The sequence below is a fragment of the Halobacteriovorax sp. GFR8 genome, from assembly GCF_050955245.1.
Lineage (GTDB): Bacteria > Bdellovibrionota > Bacteriovoracia > Bacteriovoracales > Bacteriovoracaceae > Halobacteriovorax_A.
This window is the reverse complement of record NZ_JBPBLR010000002.1, coordinates 949,883-974,349: the sequence shown is the minus strand read 5'-3', so window position 1 is coordinate 974,349 and position 24,467 is coordinate 949,883. Positions and strand designations below refer to the sequence as shown.

At 36.9% G+C, this 24,467-nt stretch carries 25 protein-coding genes; 7 read left to right on the top strand and 18 right to left on the bottom strand.

The annotated features are described in order from the left end of the window. Nucleotides 1-12 precede the first annotated feature (12 nt). On the top strand, nt 13-759 hold the full coding sequence (locus tag ACRXC1_RS05285; RefSeq protein WP_433657093.1) for a hypothetical protein: 747 nt from the start codon (nt 13-15) through the stop codon (nt 757-759). Here ACRXC1_RS05285 and ACRXC1_RS05280 read toward each other — a convergent pair. From ACRXC1_RS05280 to ACRXC1_RS05200, 17 genes are all read right to left on the bottom strand, one after another. Next, entirely contained in the window at nt 743-2,086 is a 1,344-nt protein-coding gene (locus ACRXC1_RS05280; RefSeq protein WP_433657091.1) for a sensor histidine kinase, read from the bottom strand. The two genes, ACRXC1_RS05285 and ACRXC1_RS05280, sit on opposite strands and share 17 nt — an antisense overlap. A gap of 215 nt (nt 2,087-2,301) precedes the next feature. Further along, nucleotides 2,302-3,147 (bottom strand): hypothetical protein, encoded by an 846-nt coding sequence (locus tag ACRXC1_RS05275; RefSeq protein WP_433657089.1) that lies wholly within the window; start codon nt 3,145-3,147, stop codon nt 2,302-2,304. 9 nt (nt 3,148-3,156) lie between these two features. After that, entirely contained in the window at nt 3,157-3,972 is an 816-nt protein-coding gene (locus ACRXC1_RS05270) for a ThiF family adenylyltransferase (protein WP_433657087.1), read from the bottom strand. Nucleotides 3,973-4,112: 140 nt separating this feature from the next. After that, nucleotides 4,113-5,522 carry a sensor histidine kinase gene (locus tag ACRXC1_RS05265; RefSeq protein ID WP_433657085.1) on the bottom strand — a complete coding sequence of 470 codons (1,410 nt, stop codon included), beginning with the start codon at nt 5,520-5,522 and terminating at the stop codon, nt 4,113-4,115. A gap of 207 nt (nt 5,523-5,729) precedes the next feature. Next, on the bottom strand, nt 5,730-6,584 hold the full coding sequence (locus ACRXC1_RS05260) for a hypothetical protein (protein ID WP_393061307.1): 855 nt from the start codon (nt 6,582-6,584) through the stop codon (nt 5,730-5,732). A gap of 61 nt (nt 6,585-6,645) precedes the next feature. Further along, on the bottom strand, nt 6,646-7,986 hold the full coding sequence (locus ACRXC1_RS05255; protein ID WP_433657082.1) for a sensor histidine kinase: 1,341 nt from the start codon (nt 7,984-7,986) through the stop codon (nt 6,646-6,648). 146 nt (nt 7,987-8,132) lie between these two features. Continuing rightward, entirely contained in the window at nt 8,133-9,359 is a 1,227-nt protein-coding gene (gene nqrF, locus ACRXC1_RS05250) for an NADH:ubiquinone reductase (Na(+)-transporting) subunit F (protein WP_433657080.1), read from the bottom strand. A gap of 28 nt (nt 9,360-9,387) precedes the next feature. Further along, nucleotides 9,388-9,999, bottom strand: a complete 612-nt coding sequence (gene nqrE / locus ACRXC1_RS05245) for an NADH:ubiquinone reductase (Na(+)-transporting) subunit E (RefSeq protein ID WP_392907401.1) — start codon at nt 9,997-9,999, stop codon at nt 9,388-9,390. A gap of 13 nt (nt 10,000-10,012) precedes the next feature. After that, nucleotides 10,013-10,630, bottom strand: coding sequence for an NADH:ubiquinone reductase (Na(+)-transporting) subunit D (locus ACRXC1_RS05240; protein ID WP_392856353.1), 618 nt, complete (start codon nt 10,628-10,630; stop codon nt 10,013-10,015). Then, nucleotides 10,630-11,403 carry a Na(+)-translocating NADH-quinone reductase subunit C gene (locus tag ACRXC1_RS05235; RefSeq protein WP_392907399.1) on the bottom strand — a complete coding sequence of 258 codons (774 nt, stop codon included), beginning with the start codon at nt 11,401-11,403 and terminating at the stop codon, nt 10,630-10,632. The genes ACRXC1_RS05240 and ACRXC1_RS05235 overlap by 1 nt, the downstream gene beginning before the upstream one ends. A gap of 10 nt (nt 11,404-11,413) precedes the next feature. Then, the gene (locus tag ACRXC1_RS05230; RefSeq protein ID WP_433657077.1) at nt 11,414-12,613 is read right to left on the bottom strand and encodes an NADH:ubiquinone reductase (Na(+)-transporting) subunit B; all 1,200 of its coding nucleotides are present in this window, start codon (nt 12,611-12,613) and stop codon (nt 11,414-11,416) included. A gap of 5 nt (nt 12,614-12,618) precedes the next feature. Further along, nucleotides 12,619-13,962 carry a Na(+)-translocating NADH-quinone reductase subunit A gene (locus ACRXC1_RS05225; protein WP_433657075.1) on the bottom strand — a complete coding sequence of 448 codons (1,344 nt, stop codon included), beginning with the start codon at nt 13,960-13,962 and terminating at the stop codon, nt 12,619-12,621. Between the two features lie 160 nt (nt 13,963-14,122). Next, nucleotides 14,123-14,593 carry a YchJ family protein gene (locus ACRXC1_RS05220; RefSeq protein WP_392907390.1) on the bottom strand — a complete coding sequence of 157 codons (471 nt, stop codon included), beginning with the start codon at nt 14,591-14,593 and terminating at the stop codon, nt 14,123-14,125. Nucleotides 14,594-14,605: 12 nt separating this feature from the next. Next, nucleotides 14,606-15,268 carry a class I SAM-dependent methyltransferase gene (locus tag ACRXC1_RS05215; protein WP_433657073.1) on the bottom strand — a complete coding sequence of 221 codons (663 nt, stop codon included), beginning with the start codon at nt 15,266-15,268 and terminating at the stop codon, nt 14,606-14,608. Next, nucleotides 15,265-16,575: an MATE family efflux transporter gene (locus tag ACRXC1_RS05210; RefSeq protein ID WP_433657071.1), complete on the bottom strand. Its 1,311-nt coding sequence runs from the start codon at nt 16,573-16,575 to the stop codon at nt 15,265-15,267. Before ACRXC1_RS05210 ends, ACRXC1_RS05215 begins: the two co-directional genes overlap by 4 nt. A gap of 20 nt (nt 16,576-16,595) precedes the next feature. Beyond that, a complete protein-coding gene (locus tag ACRXC1_RS05205) occupies nt 16,596-16,949 on the bottom strand; it encodes a SirB2 family protein (RefSeq protein WP_392907382.1) in 354 nt (117 codons plus the stop codon). Next, nucleotides 16,946-17,449 carry a potassium channel family protein gene (locus tag ACRXC1_RS05200; RefSeq protein ID WP_433657069.1) on the bottom strand — a complete coding sequence of 168 codons (504 nt, stop codon included), beginning with the start codon at nt 17,447-17,449 and terminating at the stop codon, nt 16,946-16,948. Before ACRXC1_RS05200 ends, ACRXC1_RS05205 begins: the two co-directional genes overlap by 4 nt. Nucleotides 17,450-17,495: 46 nt before the next feature. On the opposite strand from ACRXC1_RS05200, the gene ACRXC1_RS05195 reads away from it, so the two are divergent. The 4 genes from ACRXC1_RS05195 to ACRXC1_RS05180 are packed head-to-tail and all read left to right on the top strand — an operon-like array spanning nt 17,496 to nt 20,747. Next, a complete protein-coding gene (locus ACRXC1_RS05195; protein WP_433657067.1) occupies nt 17,496-18,236 on the top strand; it encodes a hypothetical protein in 741 nt (246 codons plus the stop codon). A 29-nt stretch (nt 18,237-18,265) separates the two neighbouring features. Next, the gene (locus ACRXC1_RS05190) at nt 18,266-19,429 is read left to right on the top strand and encodes a DUF4056 domain-containing protein (protein ID WP_433657065.1); all 1,164 of its coding nucleotides are present in this window, start codon (nt 18,266-18,268) and stop codon (nt 19,427-19,429) included. A 26-nt stretch (nt 19,430-19,455) separates the two neighbouring features. Then, complete coding sequence (locus tag ACRXC1_RS05185) at nt 19,456-19,950, top strand: hypothetical protein (protein ID WP_433657063.1); 495 nt, start codon at nt 19,456-19,458, stop codon at nt 19,948-19,950. Continuing rightward, nucleotides 19,950-20,747, top strand: coding sequence for a hypothetical protein (locus ACRXC1_RS05180; protein WP_433657061.1), 798 nt, complete (start codon nt 19,950-19,952; stop codon nt 20,745-20,747). Before ACRXC1_RS05185 ends, ACRXC1_RS05180 begins: the two co-directional genes overlap by 1 nt. Here ACRXC1_RS05180 and ACRXC1_RS05175 read toward each other — a convergent pair. After that, the gene (locus tag ACRXC1_RS05175; RefSeq protein WP_433657059.1) at nt 20,744-23,653 is read right to left on the bottom strand and encodes a helicase C-terminal domain-containing protein; all 2,910 of its coding nucleotides are present in this window, start codon (nt 23,651-23,653) and stop codon (nt 20,744-20,746) included. The genes ACRXC1_RS05180 and ACRXC1_RS05175 overlap by 4 nt on opposite strands. A gap of 130 nt (nt 23,654-23,783) precedes the next feature. Between ACRXC1_RS05175 and ACRXC1_RS05170 the strand changes: the two genes are divergently transcribed. Continuing rightward, entirely contained in the window at nt 23,784-24,179 is a 396-nt protein-coding gene (locus tag ACRXC1_RS05170; RefSeq protein WP_392907365.1) for a hypothetical protein, read from the top strand. 30 nt (nt 24,180-24,209) lie between these two features. Then, nucleotides 24,210-24,461: a BolA/IbaG family iron-sulfur metabolism protein gene (locus ACRXC1_RS05165; RefSeq protein ID WP_392907362.1), complete on the top strand. Its 252-nt coding sequence runs from the start codon at nt 24,210-24,212 to the stop codon at nt 24,459-24,461. Nucleotides 24,462-24,467: the final 6 nt, after the last annotated feature.

Below are 24,467 nucleotides of genomic sequence, written 5' to 3'. Positions count from 1 at the left end.
GTAGGAGCCAAAATGAAGAGTATCGATATAAATGACTTAGAACTTATTATTCTCTCACCAAGAAATACTGACTTGAATGACCCTCTCTATTGTTACTATGAGCAATTCTATAATGAATGGAAGGAGACATGGACAAGTGCATATAAGAAGCTAGGACTTAGGGAGGGAGATATTGAGCTTTATTCAGATGAACTATACAAGCAAGATGAGCTCGTTGCAATTTACTACAAGGGAGAATTCGTAGGAGGTGGCGCCAATACAGTATTTAACCTTGAAAGCAATATAGATCAAAGCTCATCATACTTTAAAAACTGGAATGATCTTATCAAAAAACAAGTACTGAATAAGATTGAAGGGAATCATATTCTGGCATGTGGTAACTTTACTATCACCTCAAAATTTAATACTAAGAGTGATGAATTCCCATGGAAGGCATTAGTGCTTGTGACACTGATGGAGAGATCACTAATGCAAAATAATGGGCCAATTATTTCCTGTACCAACTCTAATAAGAAAGTATCGCAAGCAAGTATATCAGTTGGTGCAAGAGTATTAGTGGAGAATCAGCTTTTTCAATTTTCAAATGGAGCACAAGACTATGTTGATATCCTCTCAACAGATCCAAGCATAATGAGAAAACTTCGCTCTAAACATCCACTTTTTAAAATAACAGAGCAATTATTTAAAAAATTCAAATCAAATAGTGACCTGGAAATAAACTTGAATTCAATTTATGAGGAGCTTAATGCAGTAGCGTAGACTGCACAACTTGTTCTTTAGGCATTAGACCATTAAGAAACTGAGTAGCGACTGTTGGTATTCTTATATCAATAGTCGTTCCCTTATCTTTTCGAGATGTGAATTCAATCTCACCTTTTACACGGTCAACAACGAAACAAACAATACCAAGCCCCATACCAGTACCCATTTCATGATTAGTCCCACTACTTGAAGTTACCTTACTATAGGTTTTGACCTCATTTACAATGTGCTCAGGAATCCCCTTCCCTGAATCCATTACCTGTATATGCATCATATCCATACACACATTTATAGTTAAATGAACTTGAGCTCCTTGTGGCGAAAATTTTAATGCATTCGAGAGTAAGTTACCGAGAATTGTTTTGATTAAAACTTCTTCGCTTATAGGAATATTAATGTCATCACTCTCATTCTTTATCGATTTAACGAGCTGAATTCCTTTTAAACGATAAAGATCCAAGAAGTTGTTTTCAATTCGAGAAAGAATATTAACCATACTAACTTTATGACTGATGCCTTTCTCACTTTGATACTGTTTTCTAACCTCTGTTTTAAATCTTATTAGCTCATTTAACCTTTCATTGGCCTTTTCAACAAAAGAGATATCATCTCTTTTTATTGCTCGGCTTAGACTAAAAGATAGGTAATTCAAATCATTGGATGTATCGTGAATCAAAGTTTTATACAGTGTATTTGTAAGCTTTAGCTCATCTTTTAACTCTGCATCAAGAATAACTTTCTTATCTAAAATCATCAGAAAGAAGCAGTACATAATTAAAATATAATTTAAGACAGCAGCACTCCATCCCCACAACTCTGTCCCGGGCACAAAACGAAAGACAGAAAACGAAATGAAATTCAGTGCACCTAGCGACATAACAAAGACATAGAAGAAATTTGTAAGAGAACTTTTTCTTTTAAGAATATAGTAGATTGCAGCAAACCCAGGAGAATATGCACTCAAGACCAAGGGAAGACTAAAGACTGTAAAGTCATCTGTCCAAACAGCTAGAAGAAAACTAAAGGTAATCCCAATCAAGTGCAAGAGGCCAAAGTAGCGAAAACTTAATCTATTTTGTCCTGCTAAAATATAATTACTCAAGAAAAATATCGGAAAGAACTGAAGGCAAAAAGATGCCGCCGCCAAATGAGGCGTTACACCTACAGTGAAATTAATAAAGTATGCCAAAATGACCGTCACTAGAAACTTCTTAAAATCAAGATAGTCTTGATATCGATCAACGGCAGATACGAGAAATACACTCGCAGTACATAGTACTAGGAAGCCTAATAAAATAGCATATAAAATAATAATTGAATCCACGAGTGTTCAGTACCATAAACAAACAGAAACAAATATACTTTATTAAGAGAGTGAATCTTTTTCAGTCTATAAGTATCTAATTTTACAGACTTCCTAAGGGGTAGTTAATTTAATTTAAGAATAATTATCATTTAAACACATTATTTATTTACACCAACTTTTTTAAGTAACGGCCTAAGTGTAATTCTCATACCTCAGGCCTAATTTTTAAGTTACTAAGCTATTTTTTCGACCTCTGTGTGCTCATTTAATTTTCTCTCTTGGCCATAGTACTTTGGTGGCTTTTTAAAGTGTAGAAAAAGACTTGTAAGTAGGTAAGTTTTTAAAAGTTCAAGATATCCAGATTTTGAAACTTGTACTAAATCTTCTTCATTTTCATAGTCAATAATACTATGGCAAAAATTTTGATATTCAATATTATTTGCTCGACTCATCTGAAACATATTCGTTTTAAATCCCATCTTCTTACAAGGAGACTTAAGAACAAAGCGATAAGGGTCAATACTGCACTCTTTTGGGTCCTGAAACCACTTCTTAATGTAAAACTCTTCGAGGAGTTTAACGACGTTGATATAGTCTTTCGGAGGCTTCTTAATTTGACTCTTTGGAGATGGCCAAACTTTGTGACTTATTTTATCGAATGCTTCAATTGCAGCAGGTGTAGCAGATATATTTGTCGTATAAAAACTCTTATGTTTTTTGAAATATTCTAACTTATTGAAACATGCCAACATGGCCATTGCATCATTACCTGTATATGAATTTGCAACCATAATTCCAACATGAAGAATATTAACAGCACCATCTTCAATTATATAATTCATCAAAAATGAAATATCCTTACCACGTGTATGAACAACTGAAACAATAATATGACTCAGAAAGCTTTTTATTTCATCCATATCCTCTAATTGAAGATATCTAATATTTACTTTTTTCTTAGAAGTATTATTAATTTCTACAATTGAACGGTACAAACGCTTCAAGTTAAAATCATCTAAATAAAGGCCAGGCCTAAAATATGTTTTGAAGGAATAGCTCCCCCACTTTACCTCGTTCATAAATGCTCCTTAGGCAGCTTTCTTACCTTTCTTAGACTGTGTCCCAGCATTAATTATCTGAAACTCATATTGGTCAAAGAACACACCTAAGTGGTCTGTATGTGGGAGGCCACAAATGACTTTATAAGCTTCATTTGCCATTAGTACACCAGAGAGCCAAACAACAGGTGTAAAGCTTGGTCTAGTAGCTTCTTTAGTAACAATTTTATCAACGAGATCTTTAGAAATATATTTATAGGGAGAAAAATGGCTAAAAGTAAAATCAACCTCTTCCCTTACGGCCTGATTACACAACTCGGGTGTTAATTCATCAATACTCGTATTCTTTGTACATAAATCTAAATATTCCTCCCAATGCGGAGAATCGGGAGTCATAACAAATACCGAGGCGAATGGTGTTATCCATGCATCAACAATAGTAATACTTTTTCGGCGAGCTGCTCGCTCTAAAATTAGCGAATAAAACATCTCGTCCATACCATTGATAACAATATCAACATCATCTAGAAGCGCTTCAATATTGTTTTTTGTAACACCTTCGTTAAATGATTCAATTTCAAGATCAGGGTTTATACTCCTGAACTCTTCTTCTAAGACATCGACTTTATATCGATCGTAATTTTTTGCATTACAGTGGATTTGACGATTTGAATTATGTGCCTCATAACGATCGAAATCTGCAATTTTAATTTTTCCTATTCCCATACGTACTAGAACTTCGCTAGCGACTCCTCCCATGCCACCAACACCACAAACTAATACAGATGCTCCTTGCAACTTATCTTGATCTTCTTGAGTAATTAATCCAATATTTCTTGAAAACATCTCTACCCTCCAGTTAACGTGAGAGTATAAATTAAAATAATTTTTTTGGAGAATTTGGGGAGTTACAACGGGGCCTTTTCAAGACCTCAGCAAAAATACTTGGCACACACTAGTGATACTTAATACTTACGAGATGAAAATTAAGACTTAGAACTTTGACTATCGAGATAGAGTACATTGTTAAAATCAGTTTCTTCTTGAGAAATATTTTTAATTAACTCAATTGACGTTCCATTTCCTAGGCTCGAAGAAATATTAACCTTGAATCCAAGCGCATTAGCAGTATCCATGATGATACTCATACCATGTCCAGATCCCTTCTCACCATTAGTTCCCTTTGTAGATCCAATTAGACCAACATTCTTTTTAATTAACTTAAGCTTCTCTTCAGGAATACCTACACCAAAGTCAACGATTCGTAGACAAAGGTTTTCATCACACACAGATGCAGAGAAAACAATACTGTCATTCATATGTGAGAACTTAATAGCGTTATACATGATATTAGAAATTAAGTTATTTTGGAGGGCGATTTTATTAGTATAGATCGTTAAATTTTGATCAATTTTAAAATCATGAATAATTCGAACACCCTTTTGAATAGCAATATCATCATATTCTGTTACTGCTTCTATTAAAAGGTCATATAAGTCGATCTCTTCGAGTTCAAAAAGTTCACCATCAATATGCGTCGTTACAATTGAGTTTTGAATGATACCCTTAACTGAATTTGAAAATTGATTGATCTTATGAACTGCTTGATCATAATCACCATTTTCAATTCTCTTCTTAGCAACTTCAAGGCTTAGGAGCTTATTTGCGACGTCATGGTGAAGCGTACGATTACTTAGATTTAGTTCTGTATTTAACAACTCTAAGTTCTTTCGGTACTCTTCAAGCTCTAGATTTTGCTTTTCTAAAAGATTTGAATATTCCACATTTTTCAAAATAACTTCATGAAGTTTTTTCTTCGTGAAGAAGAAATTATATAAAAGATTTGGAATACTCACTTTTGCAAAGGCAGCATTTCTTACAGAAAACACAACTCTATCTTCAACAATTAGGTATTTCACTTTTGAATATGTACGACACCCAATAAAATTGACAGGGATTGTTTTAAAAAGCTCAACATACATATTGATAAACTCGTGAAAGATATGAGTTGAATCTGAAAATTCAAAAATAATTTGAAAAGAATCTGAACTTAATTTCTTTGTATCAATCTTTATATTTGTATAAAGCATTTTGAAAGACAACTTCAAAAAGAATTCATAAAGTAAGCTATAACTAATGAAGTAAGTAACGATGTCAAAGAATGGCTTAATAATTCTATTTGAAACACCTGTATTACTGATAATTTCTGTATAATTTGGATACTTCTCAGAAAAGAAGATCGTAATGTCTTTAAACTCTTGCCACGTGATGCGTGACTTTACATCTAAAAGATTTTTATCTTTAACAGGAAGCTCTGCTATAAAGTCATCAACAGAGTCACCCATTGACCTTACACCATCAAAATATGCGACTAATGCCTTATTACTTACTTCCAATTAAACACACCTTATCGATCACTAAATACTGATTATCACTACAATAATTAAAATGGCAACTTAAGATACATCTTTAACTCTGTACCATAATTTATATTGTACCCTTTGATAAAAATTCTTACTAGCGATGCAGAACTTGCCGAGAACATCGGCCAAGAAAAAGTATTTCTATTTAGATTGGATTAGATTTTCAAGAGATAGGTCTCGTTAAATACCTTCAAAGCATTTTTGCAATAAGTCACCATACTGTCTTCTTGCAACCTCTAGTAAATCACTTGATTTTGCAGGGGCATGGTAATTTTCAACAAAGTGCTGATAAACATCCGAGCGGTAAGAATCTGGAAAGTTCTTATCTTTGATATTGAAGTCCTTACCTTTCACAAAAATCGTATTAGGAGTGAAGACAAATGCAAAATTTGAAATATTCAATGTGTCTTTAAAGCGAATATCACCATCCGGAAAAAGACGTTCCTTAATTTTCTTCAGGCCCTTCTTCCCAAAGCACGTATTTTTATAGCTATTAATACCATGAGCAATATAGATATCTTGAAGTTTACTCTTAATTCCCAAGATTAAATCAGAAGCGGTATAACCAAAGAATTCATGGGCAGCAATATGAGCATTCACACCTGGAATATTTCTTGAAAACCATAGTTGAGTATTCTTTAGGGCTATATCAGAACGCGTGCGACTCCCTTTTATTAAAACGTCAAAATCCGCATGCATTAATTCATGAAAAATAGTCGATGCTAAAATAGAAAACTGATACTCTTGGCCCGTTGGAAAATCAGAAGAGCTAACAATTCGATCTCCACGCCAATTCTTCTGACGTAAAACGATCGTATTTGTTTTGTCATTATAGGTAGCTTCTGCACCACTTTTATTCATTAACCACTTTTCAAAAACATTAGGTTTTCTGACTCTAATCTTTTGAATAACATCATCTAAGCGCGAAAGTTTTAGCCCTAATTCATTTTCTAATGAGTTTGAAAACTCCGAAATTGTTACGGGAGAAGTTGCCAGGACATAAGTGGAAAGTAATAAAGTAAGTATCGATTTCATATCCATAATTAGACTCAATTTCCCTTCATAAGACTAGTTTTGTAAGAAAAGATAAGATTCTTTAAGCGTGTGATATAACGTCATTTCCACGGTTATTACGCTTATTACCTAATGTATCCGTCAATTGATTAGAAAAAGGAATTTTAACAATGACTTTGGTTCCACTTTTCATACTCACAAAACTAATCTCACCATCAATTCTTTTAATGATGTAACAGAGTATGCTAAGACCCATACCACTTCCCATTTCATTACTTGTTCCACTACTCGACCTTACTTTAGAAAAATTTGTAACGGAGGAAACAATATCATCAGGAATCCCTCCACCGGAATCGATGACACTAAAGTAAACATGAGTTTTATCGTGAATCATTGAAAGATAAACTTTTGAACGTGGTTCAGAAAACTTTAAAGCATTTGAAACAAGATTTCCAAGAATGGAGTTAACCAAGCTTTCCTTACTTATAGGAAGAGAGGCTTCAATATGCTGATGAGGGTAAGTCACAACCAACTGTACTCGCTTTCGATTAAAGTCATCTTGATAACGAGTTACAACAGACTTTACTAGCGTCGAGAGTTCCACATCATAAGAAAGTTTTTCCTCATTAAATTGCTTACGAATTTCTGACTTAAACTTAATGAGTTCACTTAATCGATCATAGGCTAACTTTACATAAGTTAAGTTCTCATCTTTTAATGCCCTTGAAAGGCTCAATGACAAAAAATTTAAATCATTTGAAGTATCATGAATGACGGCCTTATAAATTGCATTAATAAGTTTGAGTTCTTCTTGTAACTTATAATCACCATCGACTTTCTTCTCTAATATTTTAACTAAAAGGCCTAACATGATTGCAATATAAGAGATGACGCCAGCACTCCATCCCCAAATTTCAGCTCCCTTAATTGCTGAAGTAAATGGGTATGAAAAAGTTACGATTCCTGCAATGGCAAAGATAGCAAAATAAAAGGGATTAACAAGATGATTAAGTCTTCGACCAAAGTAAACGAGAGCGTAGAGCCCTGGAGAGAAGCTACCAGCAGCAACGGCCAGTGAATAATATTCAAAACTGTATCCTAATAAAAATAGAGTTAATCCAGCAAGGGCCCCCAAAGAAAAGAGACTCATAATCCCTATTCGATATCGATCTAAACGATTATTGAGGAAGAAATTACTTATAAGATATAACGGAATAACTTTTAGAGCGAAGAAAATAACATCAAACTCGATCCACTGAGCAAAATAAAAACGTATCACATATAAGAAAAAATTTAGAACAATTGCGGCCTTAAATTGGTGGTAATCACTTTCTTTATCAATCATTGCAACGACATAAGTACAGACAACACACAGAAGTAGAAATGATAAGAGTACGATATAAAGAGTTGTCATATTATCCATACATAAAAACTAACATAGTGGAATATATGAACAATTGAAGAAAGGATAACTTAGCTTAACTTTTATTCGAAATTAGCTAACAAAAAAAGGCCAGCTATAAAGCTGGCCTCTTCTCTATGTAAATTTATTACTTTTTTTAGTCCTGGTTATCCACCAAAGTCATCTAGCATGATATCATCTCTCTCAACACCTAGGTCAAGAAGCATATCGATAACACACTTGTTCATGATTGGAGGACCACATAGGTAGTACTCACAATCTTCTGGAGCTGGGTGCTTGCTCAGGTACTCATCGTGAAGTACTTGGTGAATGAACCCAGTATAACCTGTCCAATTATCTTCCGGTAGTGCATCTGAAAGAGCAACGTGCCATTTGAAGTTATCGTTCTCAGCTTGTAGGCCATCGAAGTCTTCAACATAGAACATTTCTCTAACTGAACGAGCACCGTACCAGAAAGTCATCTTACGTTTAGAGTGAAGTCTCTTAAGTTGGTCGAAGATGTGTGAACGCATTGGCGCCATACCAGCTCCACCACCAACGAAAACCATTTCTTTATCTGTTTCGCGTGCGAAGAACTCACCGAATGGACCAGAGATTGTAACTTTATCACCTGGCTTACAGCTAAAGATATAAGAAGACATTTTCCCTGGAGGAGTTCCTTTTGGAGCTCTTGGAGGTGGAGAAGCAATACGCACGTTAAGCATAATGATTCCCTTCTCTTCAGGGTAGTTTGCCATAGAGTAAGCTCTGATCGTTTCTTCATTAACAGTTGAATTGTACTGCCAAAGGTTGAAATGATCCCAGTCACCACGGTATTCTTCTTCAATATCGAAGTCTTTATAATCGATTGAAAGTCCTGCAGGTCTTTCAATTTGAATATAACCACCAGCTCTAAATGGAACTGACTCACCTTCAGGTAGTTCAAGTACAAATTCTTTAATGAAAGTAGCAACGTTGTGGTTAGATCTAACCGTACATTCCCATTTCTTTACACCAAAGACAGACTCTTCAACTTCAACTTCCATATCAGTTTTAATACCAACCTGACATGCAAGCCTTAAGCCTTCGCGAGCTTCTTTCTTAGAGATATGTGACATTTCAGTTTCTAGAATTTCTCCGCCACCTGAGTGTACGTGAACCAGACACTGACCACATGTACCCCCACCACCACAGGCAGAAGATACGAATAATTTTTGATCAGCAAGAGCATTTAGTAACTTTCCACCAGCTGGAATGTGAACTACTTTCTCACCGTTAATTGTTAGCTTAACGTCACCACTTGATACTAGCTTTGATTTAGCAAAAAGAATTACTAAAACTAGTGCTAGAACCACAACGGTAAACATTAAAACACCAAGAATAATTGCATTCATAATATTTCCTTTTTATTACTTACCGTTACTAAAGTTGGATTCCTGAAAAACTTAGGAAACCAAGTGCCATTAGACCTACAGTGATAAAAGTAATACCAAGACCTTTTAGACCATCTGGTACATCACTGTACTTCATTTTTTCTCTAATACCTGCAAGAGCTGCAATCGCTAGGGCCCAACCAAAACCAGAACCTAGACCGAAAACAACAGACTCTCCAAAAGTATAATCTCTTTCAACCATAAATAATGAACCACCCATGATGGCACAGTTTACAGTAATTAGAGGAAGGAAAATCCCAAGAGCGTTATAAAGAGCTGGCATATACTTATCTAGGAACATTTCTAGGATTTGTACCATCGCCGCGATAACACCGATGTAACAAATTAGACCTAGGAATGAAAGATCTGTACCAGGAATCCCTGCCCACTCAAGAGCGTTCTCTTTTAGTAAGTAGTTATAAAGTAGGTTGTTGATAGGGATTGTAATTGTTTGAACAACTACAACCGCAACACCAAGACCTAGAGAAGTCTTAACCTTTTTTGAAACTGCTAGGAATGTACACATACCTAGGAAGAATGCTAAGGCCAAGTTCTCAATGAATACTGCTTTAATAAATAAACTTAAATAATGTTCTAACATATTTCACCTACCCTTACATTTCTTCTACTTGATCTTTCTTCCAAGTACGTAGTCCCCAGATGAAAAAACCAATTAAGAAGAATGCAGATGGTGCAAGAAGTGCCATACCATTAGTTTGGTACCAACCACCTTCTCCAGTTGTTGCTAAAATAGACATTCCAAAAAGTTTTCCTGAACCAAGAAGCTCTCTGAAAAATCCTACAAATACTAGTACGAGTGAATAACCGATTCCGTTACCAATACCATCAAAGAATGACATGATTGGAGGATTCTTCATCGCATATGCTTCCGCACGTCCCATAACGATACAGTTTGTAATGATTAGACCAATATAAACTGACATCGATTTTGCAACGTCATAAACGTAAGCTTTTAGAACTTGATCTGTCACGATTACAAGTGAAGCAATAATCGTCATCATAACAATGATACGAATTGCACTTGGAACGTGGTTTCTAATTAAAGAAACGAATAAGTTAGAAAATGCACATACAACAGTTACGGCAAGACACATAACTGCTACCGATTCCATCTTTGTTGTAACCGCTAGAGCAGAACAAATACCAAGGATTTGAAGTGCAATTGGGTTATTTTCAAATAATGGAGAAACTACTGTTTCTTTAAAGTTCATTATTCACCCCCACCTTGTGTGAATTTATCGATGAAAGGTCCAAATGCATCGTCACCCATCCAATAGCGAACAGTTCCTGTTACACCATTAGCAGTAAGAGTTGCACCTGAAAGTCCATCAATATCAAAGCTGCTTGCTTTACTAGCAGCACCCTTAATTACTTGAATTTGTGGTTTACCTGCATCACCAAAGATTTTCTTCCCTGGCCATACCGATCTCCAGTGTGGGTTATCAATTTCACCACCCAGACCTGGAGTTTCACCGTGAGAATAGAAACCAATACCTTTAACAGTATTAAGATCAGTCTCAAGAACTAGGAAACCATACATTGTTGACCAAAGACCTTTACCGTGGATTGGGAAAACAACAGACTTGATTTCTTCACCAGCTTTAACAAAGTAAACTTTTGCATACTTTGCACGGAACTTGATCTTCCCTTTGTCTTCCGACGCAGGAATTGCATAGTTCATTTTTGGATCTTTAGCAGCTTTTACAGCATCGTACTTTGTCACATCAATATCTGTAACATAGTCACCAGTTTTAAGATCAACTAGCTTTGCTTCGATTTGCTTATAAGCTTCTAAGATCTCTTTCTTTTGAGCTGTAGCTTTTACAAGACCTGCAGTCATCAGAAGGTTTTTCTTAACATCTAAAACTTTATTCTCGTCTTGAAGTGGCTTCAGTGAAACCGCTGACCAAGATACGACAACTGAACAAACAACACATAGGATTGTTGCTACGATCAGAGTTTTTGCAGTACTATCATTACTCATCACTGCCCCCTTAAGCCGTTTTGTATCCGTTTGCACGTTTCTTGATATTTCCTTGAATAACAAAGTAATCAATTAAAGGTGCAAAACAGTTTCCGAAAAGGATTGCAAGCATAGTACCTTCTGGGAAAGCTGGGTTAATAACACGAACAAGGATAACCATGAAACCGATTAAAGCACCATAGAACCAGTGTCCTTTGTGTGTCATAGAAGCTGATACTGGATCAGTTGCCATAAACACTGTACCGAAAGCAAAACCACCAATCACTAAGTGCCAAAGTGGAGTTACTGAGAACATCATATTTGTATCAGAACCGATAGCATTTAAGATTCCAGAAGTAACAACTGCTCCAAGAACCATTGAAAGCATAATTCTCCAAGAACCAATACCTGAAATAATTAGAACCGCAGCACCGATTAAACAAGCAAGAGCTGAAGTCTCACCCATTGAACCTGGCATAAATCCTAAGAATGCATCTTGCATTGAAGTTGTGATTGCTCCAACACCACCAAGTGCCGCTTGAGAAAGGGCCGTTGCACCAGTGAAACCGTCTACTGCTGTCCAAACTGCATCACCTGAAATTTGTGCAGGATAAGCAAAGAAAAGGAAAGCACGAGCAGTTAGTGCTGGGTTAAGGAAGTTTTTCCCTGTACCACCGAAAACCTCTTTACCGATTAAAACACCAAAAGAGATCCCTACAGCGACTTGCCATAAAGGGATTGTCGGAGGAAGAGTTAATGGGAAAAGCATCCCAGTAACAAGGAAACCTTCATTAATTTCGTGACCACGTACGATCGCGAAAAGTGCTTCCCAGAAACCACCAGCAATTTGCGTTACTAGAAAGATTGGGAAGAAGTAAAGGAATCCGTGTAGAAGGTTTGCTACAAGGCTATCTGGAGAGAAGCCTGCACCAAGTGCTAAAATGATATCAGCACGCCAACCTTCAGGAGTCATACCAGCTGCAGCTAAAGCTGAGTTGGCCTGAAAACCAGTATTGTACATTGCCATAAACATTGCTGGAATAAGAGCAATAGCAACAGTGATCATTAATCTTTTTAAGTCAAGTGCATCTCTAACATGAACTGAACCTCTCGCCACTCCACCTGGAGTATAAAGGAAAGTATCGATCATTTCATAAACAGCATAAAACTTTTCGAACTTCCCGCCTTTGGCGAAATTATCATGTTGAGAATCTAGAAGTTTGCGCAACATTGTATTTATCCTTCTTTCTCAATAGTAGTTAAACTTTCTCTTAGAGCTGGACCGAAATCAACTTTACCAGGACTTACGAAAGTACAAAGCGCTAAATCTTCTTCATCTAGCTCTAAACAACCTAATTCGATTGCATAGTCATCATCTTTCGTTACAAGTGCTCTTAAAAGTTGAGTTGGTAGCATATCAAGAGGCATTACTTTTTCGTATGAACCAACTGGTACCATAGCTCTATCTGAACCGTGAGTAGCAGTAGTAAAATCGAAAATCTGCCCTGGCTTTAGCCAGTGTAGGAAAGTACGTTTAACAGAGAACTTATTAAGACCAGGCTTGTGCCATCCTAAGAACTCTCTTTCACGCCCTTCAGTAAGTAGAGAAATTTGGTTGTGGAAACGTCCTAGGTAAGAAAAAGTTCCAACCATTGCACGTCCACTGAAAACAGAACCAGAAACAACTCTCACCTCACCTTGTCCAACTTTTCCAGAAGTAACCTCACCTAAGTGAGCACCTGGAACAGTTTTAACAAGAGTTGGATTTACAGATGCTGGACCTGCAATCGAGATTACTCTCTCAGTTGATAGTTCACCAGTTGCAAAAAGTTTACCAATAGCAATTACGTCTTGGTAGTTGATTGACCATACAGTCTTATTTGCATTTACAGGATCAATAAAGTGAATGTGAGTTCCTGCGTTTCCTGCTGGGTGAACACCTGCGAATTCTTTTGTTTCAACTTTAGTCGTTGAAGGCGTTGGAATATTTGCACCGGCCGCTTTACAAACGAAAGTTCTTCCATCAGTCAGCTTTGAGATTACCTCAACACCGTTTACGAAATCTTCGCTTGCTTCAGCAATTACTACTGCTGGGTCAGCTGCAAGTGGATTTGTATCCATTGCTGTTACGAAAATCGAATGTGGCTCAGAAGCTAAAGCTGGCGCTTTAGAAAATGGCCTTGTTCTGAAAGTTGGCCATAGACCTGATTCAACTAGAAGTGCTTGAACATCTTCTTTTGCTAAATCTTTTACTCCCGTCCCCTTGTAGTTTTCAAATGTAACTTGCTCGTTACCTGAAACTTCAATTACTAAAGTTTCAAACGCTCTTCTTGCACCACGGTTAATTTCAATAACCTTTCCGCTGATAGGTGCTGTATAAAGAACACCTTCAACTTTTTTACAAGAAAATAACGCCTGACCTTTTTTAACTTCGTCACCCACTTGAACTAGCATTGTTGGTTTCATTCCAACATAGTCTGGCCCAGTAAGCGCGACTTTAGTCACTTGAGGTCCTACCTCAATCTTTTGTGATGGCTTCCCACTGATAGGAAGATCCAATCCTCTCTTAATGTGAATCATAGCGACAAATCCCGTTATCTTGGTTTGTTAACAATAAAATATTTATGAAATTATTAGTTTTTTAACAGAAATACATAAAGTTGTAACCCTAATTTTAACTAATCACGACACTCGTTTAAGAGACCATAATGCGTTAAAACAAAGGCTATTTAGTCGACAATTATCGACCGCAACATTTCTTGAATTTCTTACCTGAGCCGCAAGGACATGGGTCATTGCGTCCAACTTTTGCACCATCTCTCTTTACCTGCGCTACAATTGGCTCACCGTCAACGAAGAACCAGTCTCCATCAACTTTAACAAATTCAGAACGCTCATAATGCACATGGTCTTGTCCGCCTAGGCCAAAAGTTGCCTTGAACTCAACCATTCCCCAGTCGTCCCTCTCTGTCCCCTCTGCAGTGTCAACGATCTCAAGACCCTTCCACTCAGATTGTGATGACCATGCCTTGATTTCATTTACATCCATATCCTCTCTATGATCAGGGTGTGTTGAATCAACGATGAAATCAATATTGCCGATTGTATAAGCAAAGTAACGTGCACTCATAAGTTGCGCTGCTGTTTGGGCCTTGGCTTCACCCTTTACAATTGCTTCACATGTCTTTGTATCAAGACCAGAATTACTCATAATAAACTCCATTTAATATCGATATAATAAGTCGGTAAAATTTGTGTTTGTTTCATCAAAATATACCTTGCTTTCCAGTAGTCGACTAGAAATAAATGTAAAATGCTCTCTTAGCACTTTCTGGTATTTTGTACGACTTCTACGAATGGCATATTCGTCTTTAAACTCAAGATCTTCAACTTGGCGATCCAACTCCTTATCTGTTGGAACCGTTAGATAAAAATACTTTATTTTGGAAGCGAGAATTGGCAAACAGTATTCTAGTTCTTCATCTGTGAGGTATTGAAAGACACTTGTACAAACACCAAGGTCAAATGACTTCTTAGTGTTTTCATTCTTTCGACACCAACTAACAATATCTGTTTTTTCTAACTTAAATTTCGTTGATTCGATTTTGTTGATTTCGCGATCTTTTACAATTTTGTAAGCGTACTCACTTGGCTCAATCCCATGGGCCTTATAGGGTTTAAACTCCTCTAAAAGTGCCTCAAATAAGTGACCAAGGCCAAAGCCTAAGTCAATAATTGAGCTGATATCAATATACTCTAAACCAAATAAATTTTTAATATAGCCAACGTGTTGTTCCACATTACCTATTCCATCCATTTGATCAGCTTCCTCGTAATTGACTTCCCAATAGTCTTTTGAGAATCCCTGTGATCCTTTTTCTTTCATGTTGATTTAACCTTTAATGTCTTTCCAATTAAGTATGCATTCGAAATAAATCGGTAGATACCCACCGAGAAAATTGCCCCCCACAGAAGCAAGAAAGATTGATTTAAATAGCTTAGATAGGCCAGAGGAAGAAAGCATGTAAAGAATGCGATTACCATATGGCGTCCTAGAAAATCAAAGCGATTAATTCCAAAGACAAGGCCATCAAAAACATAGGCAATCGACACAGGAATCTGAACAATAGCAAGGAAGTAAATAATCCCTTTTATTGTTTGATGAATACTTTCATCATAGGTAAAAAGTGAGATCAATGGGCCATTTGCAAAAGTAAAGATCAAACAAAAGACGATCCCGATAGCTCCACCCATCACTAAAAGCTTGTGAAAGATATCCTTTAAATATTCATGGCCTTCATTTCTAAAAAGTGTTCCACCAATAATATTTCCAGAAGTGGCCACGCCATCTGTGAAGAAAGAAGCAAATAGCCAAAGATTTAATATAATTTGATGAGCAGCAAGTACTTTTAAAGAAATGGAGCTAGCCACTTTAGTGGCCAAGAAAAAGCTTAACGTTAAGAAGGCCGAGCGCATGAAAACATTGATCGAGTTTTTCCCCATGTGGAATGCATCGGCCAAAATAATCTTTTGAGATAAGAAGAGATGGCGAACCTTTTCGTGAGTAAGAATAAAATAAAGACTGATAAAGAAGCCTACTGCGTTAGCAAAAATAGTAGCAGCGGCAACACTTGAAAGCCCCATATTGAGTTGATAGAGCCCAAGGTATGACAAGACGATATTTATAGAAGTGGCCACACCAATAATGCCCAAGACAATATTTACTTTTGCCATTCCTCTAAGAACAGATAAGGCCGACATGAATAATAAAATAAAAGCATGTCCATAAAGTCTTGTTAAGAAGTACTCATCACATAAAGAGTATAGTTCTTTAGTTACACTTAAGAAGTCATAAACAAAGTGACGAGCTGGTACAAAAATAAGAACAAGTAAAAGTCCGATCGAAAATGCGATTAAGAATGTTACTTTGATAAGTGAGACAACATTTTCATACTCACCTTTTGCAAGTTTTTGAGAAATTGCTTGAATAGGCGCGTGTACTAAGAAGTTAAACATCCAAGTGATGGATGACATAATAGAAACACCGATGGCCATAGCGGCCAGCATATTTGTATCAAAATTTCCAACAAGAGCTGTATCGACAATTGAACTTAGTGGCTCGAGCATCGATGCAAGGATGGAAGGAATAGAAAGGGCCCAAAGGCCCTTATATGTTAACCAATTACGGTCCAAAATTTCTTCTTTAAAATTTCTTAGTATTTAGTTACTGCTGAGAAGATTGCAATAAAAATTAGTGCAAGAATTAAACCTAGACCAGCAAGGCGATTTGCTTTCATACGTTTTGCAAGAATTGGCCCAAGAGCAGAAACTGCAACCCATAGTCCAACCTTAACCTTAACCCATAGTGGCCAACCAGCACCATGACTAACACCGATACGAGCAAGAAGCCCCATACCACCTACGAAAAGTAGGAAACTTGCAATACCAGAAGTAATTTTAAATAGCTTTCTGTTTTGCGCTTCAGTACTTACAAATTGAGGTGCAAAGGCAGCAACCATAAGGACAACCATAAACACGTGAAGTACTTTGTAAAATTCATAACTCATTTCTTTTCTCCATTTCTCTCTTCAAGACTCGTCATTCTATCATTTAATATATTTAAAGTTTTATTTAACTTAGCTAGCTCTCTTTCTAGCATTAAATCTTCTCTATGTAGACTTGATTGCATCCCTTCTACATTTCTTTTTAAGACTTGTACACGTCTTCCGATCGTAAGAAATTGACGTCCAAGCATAACATTGGCAAAAATCGCAGTATATGTGGCAAATAGCCCCGTTCCAAAGATCATCAGAACAATTGCAATAACCCTTCCCCAAAGTGTAACAGGAGTAATATCTCCATAGCCAACAGTGGTTATTGTGGTAAAGGCCCACCAAATAGCATCTCCAAGCTCAACAACTTTTGGATTGGCCCCTTTTTCAAGATGTAGGAAAGCAAATGCGAAGATGATCACACCGAGATTACCTATGATTGTAATAAACCAAAAGGCAACGGTTTTGAATAAATAGATAAAGCGTTCAACAAATACGCGAAAGCTGGAGCGCAAAACTAACCTCTTCTACAAAATTTTAATTTAATATATAATATTTAATATGAGCTATTTTGGAAACAGTAATAAGGGAGAAAAGATCTTTCGCGGTGCGTACAACTACTACCGCAAGGACAATCTCTATGCTGAAGAGACATTTGAAGTTTATCGCAGGCCAAAACTCCACCAGATCTACTTTGAAGGAGAAATGCTGGCACGTGTAATGACGGGAGAGCTTCTGAAAATCAATGTCGCCTACACAGTTGATAAGGAATACACTCCTGTCAAAGTTCAAATCGTTAAAAGTCTTGGAGAACAACTTTCTAAAGAAATTTTCTTATTTGATCATTCGACAAGTGAGCTTAAGTATCAATTTGAATGCGATGGTGAAGTTAATCGTGAGTCGATTACAACCTCTCCTAAATTCTATGTCACAACACCACTAAGCTGTTGCAGCATGCTCTTTCTTTGGTCGAAGAAATTTGATTCGGTTGGAAAGAACTACTACTCATTCTTTTCTTCAAATAATCAGTGGAAATATGACGGGCCTATTATCAATAATAGTATCGTTGTTGAAAGAGCTGCCCAAACATCAGAGTCCATAAAGATTGCGGGAACATCAGTTACTGCTGTTCAGTACAAGTTATTTGAAAAAACAGATTCTGAAGACAGTAAGGATATGAAAGTCGCCCCAGACTTTCTAAGTATCTGGCTTTCTCAACACCAAACAATTCCTTATATTATAAAAGACAAGCAAGGAACGAATATTTCTATTAAATATCTCAACAACCTCGACCGAAGCTAGCGATGAAAAGATTTTGGATATCAACATTTGTGTTAGTTTTGATATCTTCTTGTGCTGGAAATATTTGGGTTGAAAGTACCAAACCGGACAACAATGCCATTAATAGTATCTTATCAAAAGATTACGGGAAAGATTCAAATTTAGATTTAAATCTTATACCATTTGATAAAGTAGAGTTCTCGCAAAACTTTAGGCCGTGCTGTGCTTTTGGGACAGATTTTAGAGTCAAACTTTTATCCATCCCAATCCCCTTTTTCAAAGAACGAAATACTGTCGATTACCACTCTCTTGGGACACACGTATACAATATTGATAACTTCTCGAAGGAAGAGATGCAATTAATTGGAAAAAGAGAACCTGAAGTTAATGGACTGATATATACAAAAAGAGCTGGCCTAATTGATACAGCACATATCAGGGATACAGCAGATATCACATTAACCCTTTTCTATAAGATTTATCCCAAATTAGGTACTGACTTTGAGATTGAATTACCCTATGAAATTGGTAAGCGAATAATTGTTTTCAAAGCATTTGAGACTAGTAAGTTACAAGGCAAAGATAAGATTTATTTTACTTCAGCACTTGCTTCAAAGCTTGCATATGAAATGGCCATCTCCCATGAGTTTGCACAATGGCATGGCTACAGAAATGTCTCAATATTTTCAGAAGAACAATCTGCTTACTCTCCAGAGGATCTTTACTCAAATATTTTTGGTGCAAAAATTGCTTCAGCTTTAATCAACGAGAAGCTTGCCTTTTCAAGTATACAATACAATTTAAATATGACTTCTTGGCTTAGGGATTCGTTAAAAGAATTACAACCTGTCGATAAAAATGAGACGCAAAGACTTCTTATGACAACCAACAAAGAGTGGTGGGATATCGATATTAGATTACCAGAAAAGTTCATGTTGAAAAAAAGAGATTATGACCTATCAATGAAGCTAGCACCACTTGAGATTCCGGCCTCCCCTCTTAGAAACCCCGTCGTACTCGAAATGAAAAGTTTTTTTAAGAATTACAACTTAGACGAGATCGCAGTCATTCAATTAGAAATTGATCCTTCCTATGAAAAAACGTTTATGCATGTTCCAAAGAATCTTTGGAATAAAAAACTCACAATTAAGGATTTGAGAAAGATCGCTCAGTACGATAAAGAATTTGATGAAAGTGACCTTAAGAATAACTAACTTCAAACAACGTATAAGATAGATATATGAAGAATTATATTTTTACATTTAACCTTTATTTGCTCTTATTCACGACTTCCTGTGCGCAGCTTCCTGCCAGCAGAAGTGATATAAGTAAGAAAAGTGAAATCCATCTTTCAAAACAACTCTCACCTTTCATATCAGATGGTTGTTCAAAGTGGCCAGACGGAACGATATCAAAGCCAGAAGCATGGCTTAAGTGTTGCTTTATCCACGATCAACATTATTGGCTCGGAGGCACTGAGGCCCAGCGCTTTCATGCCGACCAACAACTAAAAGCGTGTGTAAAAGAAGAGTTTACTGATTGGATGTCAATCGTCATGTATCTTGGGGTCCGAATTGGTGGCGGCCCTCAGTATCAAACATCTTACCGCTGGGGATATGGTTGGAATTATGACAGAGGTTATATCCCTCTGACTCAAGAAGAGATCGATTATGCCAAGACAGTCGCTCCAAAAGAATTTGATGATATTAGAAAGTATATAAGGAAGACAAATTAATGAAGATCATATTCTACCTACTTATTCTTCTTAGACCCTTATCAACTTTTGCCCAAGAGATGCCAGTAAATAAAGTAAGTGAGGAAAAACCTCGTTACTTTCCAATTTGGGGAGAAGAGGCAAAGAAACGAGGCTACACTCTTCCTCGCCCTTACGGGCTTAATATTTCTAGAATAGAACATGATGAGAATTTCGGTGTCGATAAGGCAACTTTGAATGGAGAAGACCTATTTGCAGCACTTCCTGTAACTGGTGATGTTAAAGTCGATACTGAAACAAAAATCAATATGATTCGAACTGATTTTTGGCTACTGCCGTTCTTTAATTTATATATCGGCCTAGGTCAGATACACTCCAATGTTCAACTTGAATTTAAAACACAACTACCAATAGTGGGGGCCCAACAACATAAGATTCCATTTAAGGCAAAAGGAACTGTTGCAAACTTAGGAGGTGTTTTAGTTGCTGGCTATAATAACTGGTTTGCCATGACTAATTTCAATCTAACAGACGTCATCATTGAAGATGAGTTAGATGTAAGTTTATACAGCATCGCATTTAGAGGAGGCTACAACGCAGGAAAGCTACAAGTATTCACAGGGGCCATGTATATTGATAGTGATATTCAAATCACTGGCTCACGCCAAGATATTGTTCTTAACGTAAGCCTTTCATCTAGTGGATGGCATGGTCTCGCAGGTCTTAACTATGAAATCAATCGCGAGTTTGGACTAACAACAGAACTTAGTTTTGGTGATCGCTATATGTACCTACTCGAATTTGGATACCGTTTTTAATCTAACGTATTCACAAAATCCTTAGAGGCCTCAAGTGCTTCTTTGAAATTCGTTCGATGTATTTGGTATGGCTCCATCTGCTTTGTTAACTTTGCCATTGTCGAGTTCTTCCACTTCTTCACACGTGAGTCGATAACAACTACCGCACCTGCATCTGTTTCAGTTCTTAACAGCCTTCCAAGTTTCTGATGTAGGTTTCTTGTTCTATGGGCAAGGTAGTAATCTTCAAACTCATTTCCTATATTTGTTTCATAATACTCACGACGAAGACGAATAACCTGCTCCATTGAAAGATCTGGAATTTTATCAATAAAGACAAACCTTAAGGCATCACCAGGAACATCAATCCCCTCACCAAAAGACTCCATTCCAATAAGAATTCCGTTTCCACTCTCTTTAAACTCTTCAACAACATTGACCCCCATTCCTTGAACAAAAACCGGAAGCTTGCCTTCAAACTTATCCAGCATATATTCCACGGCCTTCTCAAATCGAGCACGAGCAGAGAATAATAGAAGCGATCTTCCATCGATATCTTCAATAAAAGGAGTTAGGCGATCACAAATTGTTTTCACAAAGTCCTTATCATAAAGAGATGGTGTATCATCACATAAGAATACTTTCGTACGGTTCTTATAATCATAGACAGAAGGAAGATAGAGCCCTGTTCTAAAGCGTCTTTCAGGTTCACTATAGAGATAACCTGTCGACCACTCCATACCACGACTACCTTGATCTCCGTGCTCATTTCCTAGAGTTGCAGAAGTATAAACAACTGATGAAGAAGTTTGTAAAAGTTGGTCATGCAAGATGCGCCCAGTATTAATAGGTCCGGCACTTAGTAAGAAACCTTGTTGTTCATGATACTTCATCGAAAGAGAATGAGGTTGAGACGAGCTTTCAATCTTTAATAAGACGGAAAGAGCATTCATCACATCTTCAAGTTGTCCCACAAATGCCTCAAAACGAGTCCAGGCCGTAATTTCACCTTGGCCTTGCATATCACTTACCTGCCAGCGAATCGTATAAGGGTACAACCTTTCGTGAACTGATTTTAGAAGATAGAAGATACTCTCCAGATGGTGAAAGACACTTAAACGAAGGGCCTCTTTTTCTGTAGGCATAATCATTGGAAGTTCATTCCAGAACTTGTCAGTATAGCGAGGCATCTTTTTAAAGATCATCTCAAACTTCTCAGGAAGTTCGAATAAGTGATCTCTAAGCATTGAGGCCGTATCAATTGATAACATTCGAAGAGATGAAATCTCTTCTTCTTGATTCTCATCAATCATCGTATTGATTAAATAGAAAAGAGAACCTAAACCTTGTAGGTTTTGGAATTGCTTGTGAAGGCTTTCTAGATCACTTTGTGCAACTTCTGCGGAGAATGCCTTTGTTGCCTCTCCTTCAATTTTATGGGCCTCATCCACCACTACGTAAGCAGGTCTAGGAAAAGACTTAGTCCAAGAAAACATCAGTGCATGATTTCCAATAATAATATCGGCTTCCTTTGCATCACGAAGTCCTCGGATATAAGTACAATTTGCGTAGAATGGACACTGCTTACTTGAGCAGGCACGGTAGTCTACGGCCAAGTCTTTTTGAGCTTGCGAAAAATTTTCGAGCTTCATGCGAAGAACAAATGGTAGATCATCTTTTGAGATCATATGCTCTAGCGCACTATTTGAATTGTGATAAAAAAGAGACTCAAAATAGATATCAGAAAACTTATCTTTTAAGTCATTACTTTGAGAAAAAAGATCCTCTTCATTCTGTCTTTGGGTAAAAAGAAGCTCACAAAAGTGATTGCTTGAACCAACAAGTTGACGAATCTTTAAGTCCTTAGGAGAGACTCCTAAGAGCTTATGAAGTGCTGGAACATCTTTATTCATGGCCTGGGCCTGAAGAGTCTTTGTTCCCGTGGCCACAAGAACTTGCTTTTGTTCACTTAAAGCAAATAAAGCACTTGGAACTAAGTAGCCAAGAGTTTTCCCTGTTCCAGTAGGCGCCTGTACCATGGCGTGGATATGGTTTTTAAAAGACTGACCAACTTTAAGGGCCAAGTCTTCTTGTGACTTACGATAGCGATAGCCATTAAATAGTGTCGAAACCTTCTCCTCATCACTGAAAATATTCTTCACATTTTGGCCATTGAAGGTCATATCAAAGTTTTGCTCATACACTTGCTTATCTTCAAGTGTTTTTGGATATGCCCATTCTAGTGCCGTCTCGATGTGAGCGGCAGGATCAAAATCGATTTGTTCAGAAATATCAAATAGTTCTTCTTCATAAAGACATAAGAACCTGAAGAACCAATAGTCTTGAAGAGAGTATTTATGCATTAAAGACATCATGAAGTTGTATTTACCAGCATCTTTCTTCGTCATAAGAGATGCAACAATGACAACTTTTAATAGATCCACTGAATCCTGGAAACCTCGGTGTAATTCCTTTTCAGCTAAACCAAAGCCAACAATAAAGTTTTCAAGCTTAAGAGAAGACATATGAGGAAAAAGCAGTGATAAGAAGTAGAGAGAGTCTTGCCAACGATGCCCTTCTCTAAAGTCGAGGGTTTCGAAGTGATGATCAAGGAAGCCAGCTTCAAAGTCTGCATTATGGGCAAGAATATCATGGCCATCAAGCTCAAGAACTTCTCCGATGACATCATCAAGAAGCGGAGCACGCTTTAGCATTTTGTTATCAATACCTGTTAGCTTTTGAATGAACTTAGAAATTTCAAAACTAGGACGACACAGAGATTCATATTTATGAACAAGTTTAGTTCCTTCGAACTGAAGAAAACCAACATCAATTATTTCATCAACACTGCAATCTGCACCCGTTGTCTCAATATCAAGTAGTGCCCATTTACCTAGTGTGTTATTTTCTGTATTCATCGTATCCATGTTTGTTTATTGCTCCCATAGGCCCTAGGCCTTTATTTAATTTAACATTGTTAAATCGTATTGATAATCACCTTTTTATGCCTTATTCTAGCTACATATTATTAATAATTTCATTACGTAAGGGTGCGCCATGTCTTCTGCGACATTTTTTCAAATTCAATCATTTCTGATCCTATCTTTAATGATTTATGGAGTAACCCAGAGCAAAAAACGCCAGAAACACGTTAAGATTATGTCTGGTGCCATGATTTGGGATATTATCTTAATTCTACAAATTGAGTTAAGTCGCAGCGCAATTGATAAAGCAATGGAAGTATTCCAGTCACAAACAGCACTTAAGATTCACCTATTCTTTGCTGTATCTAGTGTCCTGCTCTACGTTGCAATGGTTATTTCAGGGCGCATGGTTCTAAAAGGTAAAGCAGGACTTCTTAAGAAACACCGCTACCTAGGTATCACAACTCTAGCGTTTAGAATTTTAACTTTCATCACAAGCTTCTATGCAGCATCAAAAGTTGCTCTATAAGAAGGAACAAAAGCAGAAAGCGAGTTATCTATGTTATTTGAACAAGTAAAAACAATTATCGAGGAAAATATCAAAGACTCACAAGTGATGGTCTACGACCTAACTGGAGGCGGCGACCACCTTGGAATCACAATCGTTAGTGACGAGTTTAAAGGAAAAATGCTTTTAGCTCAGCACAGAATGGTTATGGACATTCTAAAGCAGAAGTTAAGCGAAGATCTGCATGCTGTTCAGTTAAAAACTCTAACAATAGAGCAAGCTCAAGCACAAGGCCTTGTCTAAGAGACA

Bases quoted from the DNA above. Each gene is read 5' to 3' on its own strand.
- ACRXC1_RS05180 (WP_433657061.1), top strand. From the start codon at position 19,950: ATGAAGATCATATTCTACCTACTTATTCTTCTTAGACCCTTATCAACT.
- ACRXC1_RS05165 (WP_392907362.1), top strand. From the start codon at position 24,210: ATGTTATTTGAACAAGTAAAAACAATTATCGAGGAAAATATCAAAGAC.
- ACRXC1_RS05205 (WP_392907382.1), bottom strand. From the start codon at position 16,949: ATGAGTTATGAATTTTACAAAGTACTTCACGTGTTTATGGTTGTCCTT.
- ACRXC1_RS05230 (WP_433657077.1), bottom strand. From the start codon at position 12,613: ATGTTGCGCAAACTTCTAGATTCTCAACATGATAATTTCGCCAAAGGC.
- nqrE (WP_392907401.1), bottom strand. From the start codon at position 9,999: ATGTTAGAACATTATTTAAGTTTATTTATTAAAGCAGTATTCATTGAG.
- nqrF (WP_433657080.1), bottom strand. From the start codon at position 9,359: ATGAATGCAATTATTCTTGGTGTTTTAATGTTTACCGTTGTGGTTCTA.
- ACRXC1_RS05175 (WP_433657059.1), bottom strand. From the start codon at position 23,653: ATGGATACGATGAATACAGAAAATAACACACTAGGTAAATGGGCACTA.
- ACRXC1_RS05225 (WP_433657075.1), bottom strand. From the start codon at position 13,962: ATGATTCACATTAAGAGAGGATTGGATCTTCCTATCAGTGGGAAGCCA.
- ACRXC1_RS05235 (WP_392907399.1), bottom strand. From the start codon at position 11,403: ATGAGTAATGATAGTACTGCAAAAACTCTGATCGTAGCAACAATCCTA.
- ACRXC1_RS05255 (WP_433657082.1), bottom strand. From the start codon at position 7,986: ATGGATAATATGACAACTCTTTATATCGTACTCTTATCATTTCTACTT.
- ACRXC1_RS05185 (WP_433657063.1), top strand. From the start codon at position 19,456: ATGAAGAATTATATTTTTACATTTAACCTTTATTTGCTCTTATTCACG.
- ACRXC1_RS05285 (WP_433657093.1), top strand. From the start codon at position 13: ATGAAGAGTATCGATATAAATGACTTAGAACTTATTATTCTCTCACCA.
- ACRXC1_RS05270 (WP_433657087.1), bottom strand. From the start codon at position 3,972: ATGTTTTCAAGAAATATTGGATTAATTACTCAAGAAGATCAAGATAAG.
- ACRXC1_RS05275 (WP_433657089.1), bottom strand. From the start codon at position 3,147: ATGAACGAGGTAAAGTGGGGGAGCTATTCCTTCAAAACATATTTTAGG.
- ACRXC1_RS05215 (WP_433657073.1), bottom strand. From the start codon at position 15,268: ATGAAAGAAAAAGGATCACAGGGATTCTCAAAAGACTATTGGGAAGTC.
- ACRXC1_RS05260 (WP_393061307.1), bottom strand. From the start codon at position 6,584: ATGAAATCGATACTTACTTTATTACTTTCCACTTATGTCCTGGCAACT.
- ACRXC1_RS05195 (WP_433657067.1), top strand. From the start codon at position 17,496: ATGAGCTATTTTGGAAACAGTAATAAGGGAGAAAAGATCTTTCGCGGT.
- ACRXC1_RS05220 (WP_392907390.1), bottom strand. From the start codon at position 14,593: ATGAGTAATTCTGGTCTTGATACAAAGACATGTGAAGCAATTGTAAAG.
- ACRXC1_RS05240 (WP_392856353.1), bottom strand. From the start codon at position 10,630: ATGAACTTTAAAGAAACAGTAGTTTCTCCATTATTTGAAAATAACCCA.
- ACRXC1_RS05170 (WP_392907365.1), top strand. From the start codon at position 23,784: ATGTCTTCTGCGACATTTTTTCAAATTCAATCATTTCTGATCCTATCT.